The organism is Exiguobacterium sp. ZOR0005, assembly GCF_000798975.1.
In the GTDB taxonomy this organism is placed as follows: Bacteria; Bacillota; Bacilli; order Exiguobacteriales; family Exiguobacteriaceae; genus Exiguobacterium; species Exiguobacterium aurantiacum.
The window spans coordinates 1-15,444 of sequence record NZ_JTLB01000018.1; the positions used below are offsets into that span (position 1 = coordinate 1).

18 protein-coding genes are annotated in these 15,444 nt (G+C 52.0%); 11 read left to right on the top strand and 7 right to left on the bottom strand.

What is annotated here, in order from left to right; genetic code table 11:
* Nucleotides 1-29: 29 nt before the first annotated feature.
* Complete coding sequence (locus tag L971_RS07560) at nt 30-1,256, bottom strand: NADP-dependent malic enzyme (RefSeq protein WP_047375269.1); 1,227 nt, start codon at nt 1,254-1,256, stop codon at nt 30-32.
* Nucleotides 1,257-1,464: 208 nt separating this feature from the next.
* Nucleotides 1,465-2,442: a ribosome small subunit-dependent GTPase A gene (rsgA, locus tag L971_RS07565; protein WP_047375271.1), complete on the bottom strand. Its 978-nt coding sequence runs from the start codon at nt 2,440-2,442 to the stop codon at nt 1,465-1,467.
* Nucleotides 2,443-2,686: 244 nt separating this feature from the next.
* On the opposite strand from rsgA, the gene L971_RS07570 reads away from it, so the two are divergent.
* From L971_RS07570 to L971_RS07595, 6 genes are all read left to right on the top strand, one after another.
* Complete coding sequence (locus tag L971_RS07570) at nt 2,687-3,070, top strand: hypothetical protein (RefSeq protein WP_024371646.1); 384 nt, start codon at nt 2,687-2,689, stop codon at nt 3,068-3,070.
* Between the two features lie 22 nt (nt 3,071-3,092).
* Nucleotides 3,093-3,737: a PspA/IM30 family protein gene (locus L971_RS07575; RefSeq protein ID WP_024371645.1), complete on the top strand. Its 645-nt coding sequence runs from the start codon at nt 3,093-3,095 to the stop codon at nt 3,735-3,737.
* An 86-nt stretch (nt 3,738-3,823) separates the two neighbouring features.
* The gene (liaF, locus tag L971_RS07580; RefSeq protein WP_047375274.1) at nt 3,824-4,516 is read left to right on the top strand and encodes a cell wall-active antibiotics response protein LiaF; all 693 of its coding nucleotides are present in this window, start codon (nt 3,824-3,826) and stop codon (nt 4,514-4,516) included.
* Entirely contained in the window at nt 4,513-5,541 is a 1,029-nt protein-coding gene (locus tag L971_RS07585; protein ID WP_047375277.1) for a sensor histidine kinase, read from the top strand. Before liaF ends, L971_RS07585 begins: the two co-directional genes overlap by 4 nt.
* Nucleotides 5,538-6,170, top strand: a complete 633-nt coding sequence (locus L971_RS07590) for a response regulator transcription factor (protein WP_024371642.1) — start codon at nt 5,538-5,540, stop codon at nt 6,168-6,170. The genes L971_RS07585 and L971_RS07590 overlap by 4 nt, the downstream gene beginning before the upstream one ends.
* A gap of 8 nt (nt 6,171-6,178) precedes the next feature.
* Entirely contained in the window at nt 6,179-6,724 is a 546-nt protein-coding gene (locus tag L971_RS07595) for a GNAT family N-acetyltransferase (protein WP_047375310.1), read from the top strand.
* A 9-nt stretch (nt 6,725-6,733) separates the two neighbouring features.
* Here the strand turns inward: L971_RS07595 and L971_RS07600 are convergent, their stop codons facing one another.
* From L971_RS07600 to L971_RS15170, 5 genes are all read right to left on the bottom strand, one after another.
* Nucleotides 6,734-8,623: an ABC-F family ATP-binding cassette domain-containing protein gene (locus L971_RS07600; protein ID WP_024371640.1), complete on the bottom strand. Its 1,890-nt coding sequence runs from the start codon at nt 8,621-8,623 to the stop codon at nt 6,734-6,736.
* Nucleotides 8,620-9,321, bottom strand: coding sequence for a 1-acyl-sn-glycerol-3-phosphate acyltransferase (locus L971_RS07605; protein WP_047375279.1), 702 nt, complete (start codon nt 9,319-9,321; stop codon nt 8,620-8,622). Before L971_RS07605 ends, L971_RS07600 begins: the two co-directional genes overlap by 4 nt.
* 82 nt (nt 9,322-9,403) lie before the next feature.
* A complete protein-coding gene (locus tag L971_RS07610; protein WP_024371638.1) occupies nt 9,404-9,664 on the bottom strand; it encodes a hypothetical protein in 261 nt (86 codons plus the stop codon).
* Between the two features lie 86 nt (nt 9,665-9,750).
* Nucleotides 9,751-9,993 carry a hypothetical protein gene (locus L971_RS07615; RefSeq protein ID WP_024371637.1) on the bottom strand — a complete coding sequence of 81 codons (243 nt, stop codon included), beginning with the start codon at nt 9,991-9,993 and terminating at the stop codon, nt 9,751-9,753.
* A 126-nt stretch (nt 9,994-10,119) separates the two neighbouring features.
* Nucleotides 10,120-10,269 carry a hypothetical protein gene (locus L971_RS15170; RefSeq protein ID WP_167331252.1) on the bottom strand — a complete coding sequence of 50 codons (150 nt, stop codon included), beginning with the start codon at nt 10,267-10,269 and terminating at the stop codon, nt 10,120-10,122.
* A 287-nt stretch (nt 10,270-10,556) separates the two neighbouring features.
* Here L971_RS15170 and L971_RS07620 point away from each other — a divergent pair, with 287 nt between their 5' ends.
* The 5 genes from L971_RS07620 to map all read left to right on the top strand — a co-directional run bounded on the left by L971_RS07620 (nt 10,557) and on the right by map (nt 15,427).
* Entirely contained in the window at nt 10,557-11,408 is an 852-nt protein-coding gene (locus tag L971_RS07620; RefSeq protein ID WP_024371636.1) for a S1 RNA-binding domain-containing protein, read from the top strand.
* A 163-nt stretch (nt 11,409-11,571) separates the two neighbouring features.
* Nucleotides 11,572-13,080 (top strand): DEAD/DEAH box helicase, encoded by a 1,509-nt coding sequence (locus tag L971_RS07625; RefSeq protein ID WP_024371635.1) that lies wholly within the window; start codon nt 11,572-11,574, stop codon nt 13,078-13,080.
* 100 nt (nt 13,081-13,180) lie between these two features.
* The gene (locus tag L971_RS07630) at nt 13,181-13,432 is read left to right on the top strand and encodes a hypothetical protein (RefSeq protein WP_047375281.1); all 252 of its coding nucleotides are present in this window, start codon (nt 13,181-13,183) and stop codon (nt 13,430-13,432) included.
* 40 nt (nt 13,433-13,472) lie between these two features.
* The gene (locus L971_RS07635; protein ID WP_231557578.1) at nt 13,473-14,663 is read left to right on the top strand and encodes an EAL-associated domain-containing protein; all 1,191 of its coding nucleotides are present in this window, start codon (nt 13,473-13,475) and stop codon (nt 14,661-14,663) included.
* Between the two features lie 14 nt (nt 14,664-14,677).
* Complete coding sequence (gene map / locus L971_RS07640; protein ID WP_029335921.1) at nt 14,678-15,427, top strand: type I methionyl aminopeptidase; 750 nt, start codon at nt 14,678-14,680, stop codon at nt 15,425-15,427.
* Nucleotides 15,428-15,444: the final 17 nt, after the last annotated feature.

A 15,444-nucleotide genomic window follows, 5' to 3' on the forward strand; every position in this document is an offset into this window, starting at 1 on the left:
CCGTAGCCCCGAGGGGCTGCGCAGTTTTCTTATAGATGTTTTTGACTAACGTGCAGGCGGATGGCGGCCTCATCGAGCGGACGTTTGGCGACACCCGTCTCGACGGCGGCTCTCGCGACGGCTACGGCGACGGCCGGTGCGACACGTTCATCGAACGGGCTCGGAATGACGACCCCGTTCACGAGATCTTCCTCGGTCAATAAGTCGGCGATCGCATGGACGGCCGCTTCCTTCATCTCTTCGTTGATTTCTGTCGCGCGAACATCAAGCGCGCCGCGGAAAATTCCCGGGAAGGCGAGGACGTTGTTCACTTGGTTCGCGAAGTCCGAGCGGCCGGTCGCGACGACACGGGCCCCGGCGCTTGTGGCAAGGTCCGGCATGATCTCCGGGATTGGGTTCGCGAGGGCAAAAATGATTGGGTCTGTCGCCATCGAACGGACCATATCTTCCGTGACGGCGCCGGCTGCCGAGACACCGATAAAGACGTCGGCCCCTTCGAGCACGTCATCAAGCGACCCTTCGTGTTGTTTTTTGTTCGTCGCTTTGGCGATTTGATCTTTGAACGGGTTCATCCCTTCGACGCGTCCTTCATAAATCGCGCCTTTCGTGTCACAGATAACGAGGTCCTCGACGCCGAAACGCTTCAACAGTTTGGCGATAGCGATGCCCGCGGCGCCTGCTCCGTTCATGACGACACGGAGTTCAGGCATCGTCTTGTCGACAAGGCGTAGCGCGTTGACGAGACCGGCCAAGACGACGATGGCCGTGCCGTGTTGATCGTCATGAAAGACGGGAATCGGGAGCGATTGTTTTAAACGGGCCTCGATCTCAAAACATTCGGGTGCTTTGATGTCTTCTAAGTTGACGGCACCGAACGTCGGAGCGAGCAGTTCGACCGTTCGGACGATCTCGTCGACGTCATGCGTGTCGAGGCAGATTGGGAACGCATCGACCCCAGCGAAGCTTTTAAACAAAACGGCTTTCCCTTCCATGACCGGGAGGGCGGCCTCAGGTCCGATGTTGCCAAGACCGAGGACGGCGCTGCCGTCCGAGACGACGGCGACGGTATTGGCCCGGAGTGTATAGTCATAGGATAGCTCTTTATCGTCAGCGATACGCCGGCACGGCTCGGCCACACCGGGCGAGTAGGCGAGGCTGAGCGCCTCTTTCGTGTCGACCTCGACTTTCGGAGTCGTTTCTAATTTTCCGTGATGGAAAGCATGCATCTCGAGTGCGCGTTCGTTCAATGTTTTCATAAGTCTCTCCCTATGTCCAAGCGATTTTTTTATCTGTCACAACGAATCCATTGTAGCGAAGAAACCGCTTACTTTCGAGGCTTTTGCCTACATTTCCCGAAACGATTTCTGAACGATTGTTCACAAATGTTGGATTGCTTATAGGACTTGGTGACATAGCTTGAAACCAACAAAGGAAGTTGCGAATCAGCTCGCAACTTCCTCGTCATCAACTTTTCATTTTTCGCTTCTTCTTCTTCTCGGCGAGACGGGCCGCTTCGGCTTGCCGTTTCTCGGCGTAGCGGAGTTCGCGCTCGAGTTTGACGAAACTTTGATACCGTTTCGCGTCAAGCGTTCCAGATTCGATCGCCTGCCGGATCGCACAGCCTGGCTCTGCCTGATGCGAGCAGTCGCGGAACCGGCAGGCATCAGCGAGCGCCTCGATATCCCGAAACGTGTCGTCGAGATGGTCGGCGCCGTCCCAAAGCCCGAACTCGCGCATCCCAGGGGTGTCGATGACGAATAGGCCGTCGACTGCGAACAAGGCGCGATGTGTCGTCGTGTGCTTGCCTCGTTCATCGCTCTCACGAACGGCCTGAGTCGCGGCAATCGTCTCTCCGGCGAGTGCGTTCGTTAGTGTCGACTTCCCGACACCGGATGAACCGACGAGGGCAATCGTGCTCCCGTTCGGCAATGCGTTGCGTAGTGTTTCGACCCCATTCCCGGTGACCGAGCTGACGGGGTGGACATCGACACCAGGCACCGTCAACGTGAGGTCCGAGACGAGTCCATTCACGTCCTCGACTTGATCCGACTTCGTCAAGACGATGAGCGGTGTGGCCCCGGTCTCCCATGCGGCGAGTGAATAGCGCTCGAGGCGGCGCAAGTTGAAATCGTGCCCGCACGCCATCGTGATCAAAATATAGTCGACGTTCGCGCAGATCAGCTGTTCGCGCGTCTCGTTGCCGGCGGCTGCCCGTGAAAGGACAGTGCGCCGCTCAAGGAGACGTCGAATCAAGCCTTGACCATGCTCGCGAACGGTGAACTCGACATAATCGCCGATGACAGGATAGTCGCGCTCGCTCTCGGCCTCGTGTCGGAATTTTCCGGAGACGCTACACGTATAGGCCTCGTTCTCGGTCGTGACGGTGTACATATGTTGGAACTGTGCCGTGACACGTCCCGTTGTGATTGTTGTTTGATTCAAATAGAATCCTCCTCTTAGTGGTGGAGGACGGTCGCCCTCCGATTGGCTGACAAGGTCGGTACTGCATGGATTACGGTGCTCATAAAACATCATCCTTTCGTTGTTCGATAGCAGTAGTATACCACATCGATTGAGAACGCTAACATCTCAGTCTTCAGACCGAGGGAAAACAGGCCTTCCGCTCGTCGCATCTCGAAAAATAACGTATTATGATAAGAGTGTACTTAACGAGGAGGGATGACAGATGAATCGCCAGGTGAAGCAAGTGCTGTTCATCGTGGCCGCGATCTCTTTAGTTCTCGTTCTAATCGGCTTTTTACCAAATATGATCTTATTTGGTTTGGGGGCGCTCTTAGCACTGTGGGCTGGAGTCAGATTCATGGCTGTGACACATGTCGGCGCAAAAATCGGTTACGGCGCACTCGCCGTAGTCGGAATTCTCACGGTATTGTCGAATATTTGGGCATTGATCGGAATTTTGGTGGCTTGGGTGCTGTTTAAAGGGTATATGATGTATGCCAACCAAAAGCGGGATGTCGAGATTTTTAATGCGGACGGGTCGCGTGCGAGCGGAAGTAGCTTTCAATCGTTCGACCAAGTTTGGCAGAAATTTGTAAACCGTCGCTAAGATTCACAAGGAGGATATTATGATGAAGACACCATTTGACCAGTTTCGTGATTTAGCTAACGAGTTGACGAAAGAGATATCGAAAGAAATGAAGAAGTATCAAGACAAAGAGGCACCACGCACGAGCGGGGAAGCCGAATTGAACCGTCACATCCGTGGCGCTGAAAAAGAAGCGTTGTCGGTCGAGCGTCTCGTCGAGCGTCAAAAAGCGTTGCTTGAAGAATTGGCGACAAAACGCGATGACGCCAAACAGATGGCCGACAAGCGTTACGAGCAGACGGAACTGGCGAAAAAAGCGGGCGAAGAGAAGCTTGCTGAACGGGCTGCCCTTGAATCGAAACATTACGGGGAACAGTATCGTTACTTCGAAGGCTTGATTGATGAAGGAACACGTGAACTCGATGCCCTCGAACGCCGGGCCCTTGAGATGCGTTTGAAACTCGATGAGATGCAAAACAAACGTTACGAGTTCGCGATGCGTCAAAACATGGATTTGTTGAAAGGCGCGCTCGATCAAATCTTCGGGGCGGACACGTCAAAATCGCATCCGTTCACAGAAGAGGAAGAGAAGAAAGAGTCAGCTCCGGAAGAATCGGTCGATTCGGCGGATGAGGATGACTTCGAAGCAAAATTAAAAGAACTTGAGCGTCGTTTCAAGCAGGACTGACGCAACGGTTCGGCGATGGTCCGCGATTTGTTCGGACCATCGCTTCTTTGCTTCATTGTACATATCGTAAGAGAGGGGGAAGCAGAGTGGAGCGTTGGAACACACGACAAATTATCGGATTCATGATCATTTTATTTGCCGTCGGCCTGTTCATCGATATCGTGACAGGTGGCAACAGCATCTTGTTTAGTATGATTTTACCGCTACTCCTGCTTTATATCGGTCGTCGTTTCAGCCGGAAAGGAAATCAGCCGGTCAGCTATGTCTTTTATGGCATCGGCGGCATTATGCTCGTCGGACTCATCTTTTCGTCAGCCGCGTTCGGGTTCGTCTTATCGGGACTGTTGCTCATGTTCGGATATCGATTATATAAAAACCGTCCGCTCGAATCGAACCGTTTCCGCTCACACCTCCGGCAAGAGCAGGCGTTTTCATTCGGCACGAAAGAGTCGGGACATTACGTGTTGCAAGACACGAATGAATTTTTCTTGCTGCGAGACGTCGAGATGGACTTGTCGCGCGCCATCATTCCGGAAGGTGAGACGTTCTTACTGTTGAACGGCCTCGCGGGAGACGTACGGATCCTCATTCCGGCAGGGTATGATTACTCGATTGATGCATCGATCGGATTTGGGAAAATCCAAGTCGATGAATCGAACTATTCGCCGGTGTTCAACCGTCGCTTCTATACGGCGTCGGACGACTATCCGACGGCGACGCGCAAAGTCCGGATTCATATCGTGCTCATGAGCGGAAGTGTCGAGGTGATGACGGTATGAAAAAAGATTCTTACCCACGGACGGTCGTCTGGCATCAACTATTCAGCAGCCTGCTGACGGCGCTGTTCGTCACATTAGCCTTTTTAATAGGCGACTCGACTTCACTCCGAGATTTGTTCACGCGTGAAGACGGGTTGCCTTTCGGTGTGTCCATCCTCGTCATCGCCGTTTTGATCGGCAGTGTGTTCGGGGTCGGGTCCTACTTTTACTTACGCCGCGATTTTCGAGAAGTCGCGAACGCCTTATGGAAATTAGAGAACCAAAAAGAAATCACGTTTCGTCCATTGTCGCCATATCGCGACACGTTAGAGCGGATCGTGCGGATCAGTAAACAACGCACCGAGATGGTCGAGGTCGCCAAACGGGTCGGGGACCGACCTGTCAGCGTCGAGGAGGCACGGAGTGAGGCGGTCGTCGAAGAGCGTCGCCGTGTTGCCCGCGAGTTGCATGACTCAGTCAGTCAACAGCTGTACGCCATCTCGATGATGACGACGGCAGCCAAGCAGACGATTGACGTCAAACCGGACGTTGCCGCTAAACAAATCGCACAAGTCGAAGTGATGGCCCAAACCGCCCAAGCCGAGATGCGTTCGCTCTTGTTGCAGCTTCGTCCCGTCGAGCTCGAAGGGATGACGCTCAAGACCGGGATCGAGCGGTTGTTAGAAGAGCTGTCCCGTAAACAATCAACCGAGCTTGTCTGGCGGCTTGAAGAAGTTCATTTATCCCGTCACACGGAGAACGAGCTGTTCCGGATCGTTCAAGAAGCGATCAGCAACACGCTCCGGCACGCCAAGGCGAAGCGGCTCGAGATTGAGATGCGGACCGTCCAACAGACGGTCATTTTAAAAATCAATGATGACGGCATCGGGTTTAATGTCGATGATACACAAGTCGCCTCATATGGCTTACAATCGATAAGAGAGAGGACGGCCGAGGTCGGTGGGACGTTACGTCTCGTCAGTGTGCCTGGTGCCGGTACTCAGATTGAAGTGCGCGTGAAACAACAAGTGGAGGGATTGGAATGATTCGAGTCGTATTAATTGATGACCATGAGATGGTCCGGGCCGGGGTGTCGGCTTTCTTGTCGACGCAACCCGACATCGAAGTCGTCGGCGAGGCCTCGGACGGGGCGACGGGCGCGGAGCTCGCCATCGCGGAAAAACCGGACGTCGTCTTGATGGACCTCGTCATGGAGCCGGTCGACGGGGTCGAGTCGACGAAACGCATCAAAGCGAGTTGGAAAGAAGCAAAGATTTTAGTCGTCACGAGCTTCTTAGACGATGAAAAAGTGTATCCGGTCATCGAGGCCGGTGCGATGAGTTATGTGTTGAAGACGGCGAACGCCAACGAGATTGCCGATGCGATTCGTCAAACAGCGGCGGGGAATCCGGTCATGGCCGCTCAAGTGACCGGTAAGATGCTCGAGCGCCTCCGTCATCCAGAAACGACGCTTCATGAGAGTCTGACGGCACGGGAACGTGAGATTTTACAGCTGATGGCAGAAGGAAAGGCGAATCAAGTCATCGCCGATGAGCTTTATATCTCTCTCAAAACGGTAAAGACGCACGTCTCGAATATTTTGACGAAGCTCGACGTGTATGACCGGACCCAAGCCGTCGTTTATGCGTTCCAGCACAACTTGGTAAGTAAATGAGCGTTGTCGTGATTCCGACGTTAGAGACGGAACGGCTGACATTGCGGCCGCTCGAGGTGGTCGATGCAAGTCGGCTGTTCCCGATTTTTTCGAACGCGACCGTGTTGAAGCATTATGGAATGGAACCCCACGCCACAGTTGACGAGACGGTTCACATGGTGACGAACATGATTGAAGGGATGCAGGCAGGGACGGTCATCCGTTGGGGGATTGTACGTAAAGACGATTTGACGTTGATTGGGACGATCGGCTTTCATAATCTCGTTCCGCGCCATCGACGCGCTGAAATCGGGTATGAGATTCATCCGGACCATTGGCGTAACGGCTACGCATCTGAGGCGTTGCAGCGCGCGCTCGACTATGCCGCTCATGTGGCAGCGTTTGAACGAGTCGGGGCAATCGTCTATACAGAGAACGTCGCCTCGCAACAATTGCTTGAGCGGAACGGATTCTTTCAAGAAGGCATGCTCCGGCAATATATGCGTCAAAACGGTGGGGCGCATGACGTTTACATGTATAGCTACATACATGAAAGGCAGGATCACGAGACGTGATCCTGCCTTTTAGCGTTTCTGGGCTTGCATCTGTTCATCAATCTCCGACAAGTACTCCCAGCGCTCCATCTTCGAATCGAGCGCTTCTTTCAGTGTCGAGATTTCGGCGTACACATCATTCACTTTTCCGATGTCGCTACCGGCTTCGGCCAAGCGGGCCTCGGCCGCCTCGATGGCAGACTCGAGCGAGGCGATATCGTCCTCAATCGTCTCCCATTCCTTCTGTTCTTTGAACGTGAACTTGACGACATCCGTTTTGACTCGTTCTTTCTTCTCTTTCGGCTCTTTCTTCGCTTGAACCTTCGTCTCTTCGAGCGAGGCCAAGTAGTCACTGTATTCGGCATGATAGACGTTGATCGCACCGTCTTCAAACGCGATGAGCTGTCCGGCGATCCGGTCTAAGAAATAGCGGTCGTGGCTGACGGCGATGACCGTTCCAGGGAATGACTCCAAATAATCCTCAAGCACCGATAGCGTCTCGGTGTCGAGGTCGTTCGTCGGCTCGTCTAAAAATAAGACGTTCGGTTCGTCCATTAAAATGCGAAGGAGGACGAGACGTCGTTTCTCGCCGCCGGAAAGTTTTGCGATCGGTTTGTATTGGGCGTCTGGCGTAAATAAGAACCGCTCGAGCATTTGGCTCGCCGTGATCGACTCGCCGTCCGGCGTGTGAATGACTTGGGCGACCCGTTCGATCTCGTCGATGACGCGGCGTGACGTGTCTTCGAACTCGACCTGCTGTCCGTAATAGCCGAGATGCACTGTCTCTCCGTGCACGACTGTACCGGACGTCGGTTCAAGCCGTTTGGCGAGCAGGTTCATGAGCGTCGTCTTTCCGCTCCCGTTCGGGCCGACGATGCCGTATCGTTCGCGGCGACCGAACAACCAGCTGAACTGTCGGATGATCGGAGTGTCGTCATACTGGAACGATAACTCATCGACGTCAATGACTTTCTTACCGAGACGGCGTGACCCGACGGACACGTCGAGTGTCTCGTCTTCAGCGAGTGTCTCTTGATGCTTCAAGTCCTCGACGCGTTGGATCCGGGCTTTCTGTTTCGTCGTCCGGGCTTTGGCGCCGCGGCGAAGCCACGCAAGCTCGCGCCGTAAGATGTTTTGCCGTTTTTGTTCCATCGAGTGGGTCCGTGCTTTCCGTTCGGCCCGTTTCTCGAGAAACAGCTCATAGTTTCCGTCATAGAAATAGCTCGTCCCGTCGGCAATCTCTAAAATGTGGTTCGTGACACGGTTCAAGAAGTAGCGGTCGTGGGTGATGAGCAGGATGGCTCCTCGATAATCGGCTAGAACGGTCTCGAGCCAGGAAATCGTATCGGCGTCAAGTTCGTTCGTCGGCTCGTCTAACAAAAGGAGGTCGGCTTCATCAAGCAGGGCAGCGGCCAACGCAACTCGTTTTTGTTGACCACCGGATAACGAACCGACTTCAGCCGTCACGTCCGGAAGACCGAGCCGGTTCAAGATTGACTTCAATTTTGCCTCGGTTTCCCAGGCGTCGGCCGCGTCGACAGCTTGCTGTGCTTTCATGAAGCGCTCCAGTTTTTGCTCACTCGAGGGGTCGGTCTCGAGTTGTTGACGAGCCCGTTCATATCCTTTCAGCGCCTGGACAGACGGCGTATCGCTCGTGAATAAAGCGTCCAAGATGGTCTGTCCGTCGGCGAATTCGACCGTCTGTGTCAAATAGCGGATGCGGTAGTCGTTCGGATGCTGCATCGTTCCGCGGTCGGCCGTCTCGACGCCGGCGATGATTTTCATGAACGTCGATTTTCCCGAACCGTTGACACCGATGATGCCGATGCGGTCACCCGGATGAATCGTCATCGTGACATCATCAAATAACACTTTGTCGGCGAATTCTTTATGGATTCCTTCGATTGCAAGTAAACTCATGATAACTCTCCTTCAACGATTTGGCGGATTGCGGCTTCGACGGTCGCGGCGATTTCCTTGTTCGGGATGTCGGCCGGGTCGATCGCAGGCAAAAACGTCACATCGACTACACCTGGTTTGATGCGATTGGTCGTCTCGAGCAGATGATGACTCCCTTGAATGGCGACCGGAACAATTTTAGCTCCGCTCGACGTTGCGAGTGTCAAACTGCCGGCCTTGAACTCTTTGATTGGGCCGCCTTTTGAACGCGTCCCTTCTGGAAAGATGATGATAGATTGTCCCGATTTGATCGTGTCAACACCTGAACGAATCGCCTTGATCGACTGGCGTCGGTCACTGCGGTCGATGAAGATGCAACCCATCAATTCCATCCAACGGGGAATGATCGGGAACTTTTGGACTTCGATTTTCGAGATGAACGCCTTCGGATGTTTCGTCGCTGTTATCATGATGGGGACATCGAAATTCCCTTGGTGATTGGCGACGTAGACGACCGGCTCATTCGGGATGTGTTGTTGTCCGTGAACCCGGACTTTCGCTCCGGCAACCTTCAATAGAAAGCTTGCCCATTTATAAGCGACGCCTTGAACGTAGCTGTATCGCTCCGGCGTTTCAAGTTTTTTTGCCTTGTTCATAAAAGGCAACGTGACGGGCAATACTGCGAAAAATGAGAAAAACCAAACAGCGGTGCGAATCATAGGTGTGTCTCCTTTCAGTGTAGCGCGCAATAAGAAAGAGTCTTCTTCTCGCACGGAGAATCCGACTCTTCGGCATGAAACCTTATTCCCAGAAGCGAGAATCGCTTTCCTCTTCTTCTTCCTCGAGTTCGAACGTAATTCGTTTATGCACCGGGTCAACGACGAAATAGGCACCGTCCTGTTCGATGCTTTTAATTTGCATCGCCTGGTCGCTCCCGATTTCAAGGGTGAGCCGAATTCGGTTGTCCCCGTCAACGAGCAGGATGCCATCTTCTTTTAGCCAAAGCTCCATGACCGGTGAGTAACGTAATAACCATTCGTTCGATAAGGGGATTTCGTTCATACGTGTATGTGCCTCCTACGGGATAAATCCGTTTTGCGATCTACTATCTTCATTAGAATAACAAAACTGACCGCGGAAGACGAGCGTTATGTAGAGCGTTTACGTGAACTCGAGTGCATCCGAGCGACGATCCGATTGATCCGTTTTTGGTCTCGACGTTCCTTTAACAGGACGTTCGTTTGGGAAGCGAGCTGCTTCAACGAGGATAGTCCCATCGCGAGCAAGGCCGCGAACAAGAACATCCCGGTCGGATCTTTGAAAAAACCGGTTTGGAACGAGACGGACAAACCGACGACTGAGAGAATCGTGGCGAGAAAGTAAAATAGCATGAGTGACTCTTCCTTTCCGAATGGATTCAAGTAAATCCCGAACGTTATGTTCGTTCGACAACTGGATGAATAATCCCTTTTTCTGTCGAACAAAAGAAAAAAACGCCTTCTCTATGCGAGAGGCGCTTACTCTTGGACCATTGTGACGGAAGACGAGACGTTCGTATCGACACCGTTCGAAAAAATAAAGCTGAGAGAAGCGAGAAGGGCGAAGAACGTAATCAATAGTCCCTTCATGAAACGTTTCGCAAAAGAGCGAGATTGAACATCAAACATTATATATCCCCCGTTCGGCCATGGCTGAAACTTAATTATTAAACATCACTCCTTCTATAATAACGTTTTCAAAAAGTGGATACTAGATGGAAAATCACCGTTCACGAAATTGTCATAATGTTGTAACGATTTAAAGAGATAGTTTTAATATTTGGCGCAGTGAAAACTTTCGGACGTTCACTAAATGTTCACATATGGTTGGAGCGAGAAAAACGAACATGATATGATTAGGAACGTGTGTAGGTAGGTATACTGACAGTAATAGAAGAAAAAAGGATGTGGATTATATGGCATTACGTGCAGGAGAAGTAGTAGATTTAGTTGCGGAACGTTCAGCTGACTTTGGCGTATTTATCGGCAACGGTCGCGAAGAAGTGTTGCTTCATCGAAAAGAACAGACAGAAGAAGTCACAGTCGGGCAGACGGTGCGTGTCTTCTTATATCACGATTCTGAAGGGCGTCTCGCTTCGACGATGACGATCCCGAACGTGACGTTTGATGATTATGAATGGTTTGAAGTGACCGGTGTACGTTATAACACGGGCGTGTTCGTCAACATCGGGATTCAAAAGGACGTGCTCGTCTCACTCGACGACCTTCCGGAAAATCGGTCGTACTGGCCGAAAGAAGGCGACAAGTTATGTGTCCGTTTAAAGTATGACCAAAAAGGTCGTCTTTTAGGTGAACCGGCACATTATGCGTATTTGAACTTGCTCGCCCGTCCTGCGAAAGAAGAGTGGGGCAATCAAGAAGTTCAGGCGATCGTCGTCAACAGACGGGATGTCGGCGTCAACGTCTGGGTCGAGAACGAATCGCTCGGCTTCTTGCATGAAGCGGAGATGACACGTTGGCCGCGGCTCGGCGAAGAACTAACGGTTCGCGTGACGCAAGTGAAACAAGACGGGACGGTCCTCGTCTCGATGAAACCGCGGGCGTATGAAGCGATCGACGGCGATGCGGGCAGCATCCTCTCTTATATTGAAGAACGTGGGGGCCAGATGCCTTACGGGGACAAAACGGCACCTGATATCATCGACCGTGAGTTCGGGATGAGTAAAGCGGCGTTCAAACGGGCGCTCGGCAAGTTATTGAAAGAAAAGCAAGTTGAAAAGCTCGACAACGGGTATAAATTGAAATAAGATTACTCATGCCAAGACGGCTATGAAAAGTTTTAGAATGTATTTCTTTCATTTTAGAAACAAATACGTTATAGTTAGTAAAGTTGACTATGAGGAAACATTGAAAGAACGTCTGCAGAACTAAACCTCAGACGTTTTTTGTATGAACAAAGGAGAATATAATTTGACAAAATTCCAAGATTTACAGTTAAGTGAAGCATTAGTAAAAGGTGTACTCAAAATGGGCTTCGAAGAAGCTACACCGATCCAAGCTGAGACAATTCCTGTCGCACTCACAGGAGTGGACGTATTAGGTCAAGCACAAACAGGTACAGGGAAAACAGCAGCTTTCGGTATTCCGACAATTGAGCGAATCGATCCAAAGGCGCGTCAAGTCCAAGCACTCGTTCTTGCACCGACACGTGAACTTGCGATTCAAGTTGCAGAAGAATTGAACAAAATCGGTGAGGCGAAGCGCGTATACGCCCTCCCAGTTTACGGTGGTCAACAAATCGATCGCCAAATCCGCGGCTTGAAAAAGAACCCGCAAATCGTCGTTGCGACACCAGGACGTCTCATGGACCACATGAAACGGAAGACGATCAAACTCGACGAGATCCAAACGGTCATCTTGGACGAGGCGGATGAAATGCTCAACATGGGCTTCGTGGAAGATATCGAGATGATTTTGAAAGGCCTACCGGTTGAGCGTCAAACGCTTCTCTTCTCGGCAACGATGCCACCACAAATCAAGAAGATTGCTGAGCGCTTCATGAAGTCGCCAACGATCATCAAAGTAAAAGCGAAGGAAATGACAGTTGAGAACATCAACCAACAGTTCCTCGAATTGCGCGAAGGCCAAAAATTCGATACGCTTTGCCGTTTGATCGACATCGACTCGCCAGAACTCAGCATCATCTTCGCTCGTACGAAGAAGCGTGTTGACGAAGTGACAGAAGCACTCATCAAGCGTGGCTACACGGCTGATGGTCTTCACGGTGACTTGACACAGTCTAAGCGTGACCAAGTCATCCGTCGTTTCAAAAACGGCACGATCGACATCTTGGTCGCAACAGACGTCGCGGCACGTGGTCTTGATATCACAGGTGTCACACACGTATACAACTTCGATGTACCACAAGACCCGGAAAGCTACGTGCACCGGATCGGACGTACAGGCCGTGCTGGTAAAACAGGTACAGCCCTTACGTTCATCACGCCACGTGAATTCGGTCAAGTGAAAGCAATCGAACGTGTAACGAACAAGAAAATGAACCGTCGTCACGTACCGACAATCGCAGAAGTGCTTGAGGGCAACCAAAAGCAAACGGCTGAAGAATTGATCGAACGTGTACAAGCGGGCGACTTCAAAGCGTACACGCAACTTGCGACTGAGCTTCTTGAAGAATACGAAGCAGTCGAGCTTCTTGCAGCGGCACTTCGTGGATTGACGAAAGAGCCAGATTCAACTCCGGTTGAAATCTCGTATGCAGAGCCAGTACGCGTCAAGCGTCAAGGTGGACGCAACGACCGTGGTGGATACCGTGGAAATCGCAGTGGCGGCGGCGAACGTCGTGGCGGCGGTGACCGTGGTGGACGCAGCGGTGGCGGCGGTGGATACCGTGGCAAACGTAGCGGTGGAGACGACCGTCGTCGTTCAGACGACCGTGGCCCACGCCGTCCGCGTGACTAATCAATAACGAAAACCGCATTTCCTTAAGTGGATTTGCGGTTTTTTTTTTGGTGTCATGCTACACTTGATGAGTAGAGATGGAAGGATGAGGTGTCAACGGATGGTAGAACTAAGTTTCGGTCTTGTCATACTATTAGTATGTGTATTGGCGCTGAAGCCAATCATATCAAAGACGGACCGACCTAATTTTCGATATATCCCCGTAGCGACATTACTGTTCGGCGCGATGATTTGGCTCGTCATGGCAATCGGCGTCGGCGGGAAGATGGGTATCGGGTACGGTGTGATGAGTATTGTGTATTTCATTGCTTGTTTCGGTGCCTATATGTATGTGCATACACGAGCGAGCTGATACCGGCTCGCTTTCTTATTTGAAAATATAAGATGAGGTGATGAGTGTGGATGCAGTGGACGTGATGATGAATCCGGATGAAGTCGAAGTGACGTATGAACCGATTCTTGGAGCCGCCACGTTTCAAGTGGAAGGCTATATGGTACATGGTCAGTTCAGAGGAGACTCGCTCACGCCATTCTTTTATGACGACGACGTGCCGGTCGAATATCAACTCGATATCGCCAAGCGGATGGAGCGGATTGCCGCCGAGAAACTACGCGATGCGAAGCAGTTCGTGACGTTCCGTTGTCGGGCGGAGTGGATTCTCGAGGAAGGGGGCGAAGCGTTTTTAGCCCCGTTACACGAATTGAACTTCCCGCTCCACCGCATTTATGTGACGATCCAAGGGACCGATCTCGTCGACGTGTCCAGGTTGTCACGCGTCGTCCAATATTATCGGTCGTACGGTGTGAAGATTGCGCTCGACTTTGCCGAATCGACGAGCATCGAGGATATCATGGCTATCGCCCCGGAACTTCTTCTCGTCGATTTAGGGACGATGGTCGAGAAAAAGACGTTGTCGGTGACGTATCCGCAAATGCTCCAGACGATGGAGTATATTGCCTCGAGATTGGGGGCGCCGCTTCTTTATAAGTCGATCGACCACGTCGGCCAACTGCGCTACGCCTGGCAACACGGCGGGCGCTATTATATGGGAGGATTGCTCGGACGTCGGACGGAGACGCCCCAGCAAGAGACGAATGGGATGACCGTCCTGACCCAAGAAGTCCCGTCGTTCTTCCTGCACGATCAAGAACGCCTGCGCCGTTTATATGAGCTTGAGTTTGAGTTACATCGTCAAATCCAAGATCTCGTTCAGACCGGGAAATGGTCGAAAGACAAAAAGGACGAATGGCTACTGCATATCGCTGCCAAACTTGAAGGGATGTTCGTCCGTTACTATTTGACCGACCGCACCGGGTTTCAGACGAGCGCGAACGTCTACCAGGCGGACGCGGAATGGAAAGTCGACAACACGTACCGTGGCTACAACTGGAGTTTTCGTCCGTACTTCATTCAGACGATGGCGGCGATGAGTGTCCGCGGACGTGGTTATTTGTCCGAGGATTATCGTGACTTCAGTTCGAACGAAGTGACACGAACGTTCAGCTATCCGCTTCCGGACGGTATGTTCTTGTTCGCCGATTTATCTGAAGACTACTTATATCAAAACCGATTATTAGATTGAAAGAGGGATGAACTATGCTTGATTACGATTACGACGCTTTACGTGAAATTGGACGCATCGTCGCCTTGGCCCGAGATGAGATGGCGAAAGCCGTCGCACCGGGAATGACGACAAAACAGTTGGACGAGATCGGCCAACGGATTCTCGAAACAGAAGGGGCGGCATCGGCGCCGATCACGATGTATGAGTTCCCAGGTTACACGTGCATCTCGGTCAACGAGATTGCCGCGCACGGTATCCCGGGTGATCTCGTCATTCAAGACGGAGACCTCGTCAATATCGACGTCTCCGCCGTGAAAGACGGTTATTATGCGGACACAGGCCGGACGGTCATCGCGGGTACGCCAAAATCGTCACAGCACGAACGTCTCGTCGAAGTATCGCTCACGTCGCTTGAGGCTGGGCTCAGTAAAGTGAGGGCCGGGACGAAAGTGAACCAAATCGGGAAAGCGATCTATGCCGATGCCCGGAAAAATGGCTTCACGGTCATCCGCAACCTGGCCGGACACGGATTAGGGCGTACGCTCCACGGGGAGCCGGAGTCAATCTCGAACTATTACAACCGCGAAGAGAACGATATTTTGAAAGTCGGTCAAGTCATCGCCGTCGAGACGTTCATCTCGACGAAAGATGAAGTCGTCTATCAATCGGAAGAAGATGGCTGGTCGCTCTTCACGCCGAACAACAGTCTCGTATCGCAATTTGAACATACGGTCGTCGTCACCGAAGACGGCTATGAAGTGTTGACGGGTTCGTTCCGTTGAATAAAAAGGCAGATGAC

Excerpts from the sequence above, each read along its gene's own strand:
- L971_RS07560 (WP_047375269.1), bottom strand. The coding sequence starts at position 1,256 with ATGAAAACATTGAACGAACGCGCACTCGAGATGCATGCTTTCCATCAC.
- L971_RS07620 (WP_024371636.1), top strand. The coding sequence starts at position 10,557 with ATGGCATTACGTGCAGGAGAAGTAGTAGATTTAGTTGCGGAACGTTCA.
- L971_RS07585 (WP_047375277.1), top strand. The coding sequence starts at position 4,513 with ATGAAAAAAGATTCTTACCCACGGACGGTCGTCTGGCATCAACTATTC.
- map (WP_029335921.1), top strand. The coding sequence starts at position 14,678 with ATGCTTGATTACGATTACGACGCTTTACGTGAAATTGGACGCATCGTC.
- L971_RS07590 (WP_024371642.1), top strand. The coding sequence starts at position 5,538 with ATGATTCGAGTCGTATTAATTGATGACCATGAGATGGTCCGGGCCGGG.
- L971_RS07570 (WP_024371646.1), top strand. The coding sequence starts at position 2,687 with ATGAATCGCCAGGTGAAGCAAGTGCTGTTCATCGTGGCCGCGATCTCT.
- L971_RS07635 (WP_231557578.1), top strand. The coding sequence starts at position 13,473 with ATGAGTGTGGATGCAGTGGACGTGATGATGAATCCGGATGAAGTCGAA.
- L971_RS07605 (WP_047375279.1), bottom strand. The coding sequence starts at position 9,321 with ATGATTCGCACCGCTGTTTGGTTTTTCTCATTTTTCGCAGTATTGCCC.
- L971_RS07610 (WP_024371638.1), bottom strand. The coding sequence starts at position 9,664 with ATGAACGAAATCCCCTTATCGAACGAATGGTTATTACGTTACTCACCG.
- L971_RS07630 (WP_047375281.1), top strand. The coding sequence starts at position 13,181 with ATGGTAGAACTAAGTTTCGGTCTTGTCATACTATTAGTATGTGTATTG.
- L971_RS15170 (WP_167331252.1), bottom strand. The coding sequence starts at position 10,269 with ATGTTTGATGTTCAATCTCGCTCTTTTGCGAAACGTTTCATGAAGGGA.
- L971_RS07600 (WP_024371640.1), bottom strand. The coding sequence starts at position 8,623 with ATGAGTTTACTTGCAATCGAAGGAATCCATAAAGAATTCGCCGACAAA.
- L971_RS07615 (WP_024371637.1), bottom strand. The coding sequence starts at position 9,993 with ATGCTATTTTACTTTCTCGCCACGATTCTCTCAGTCGTCGGTTTGTCC.
- L971_RS07575 (WP_024371645.1), top strand. The coding sequence starts at position 3,093 with ATGAAGACACCATTTGACCAGTTTCGTGATTTAGCTAACGAGTTGACG.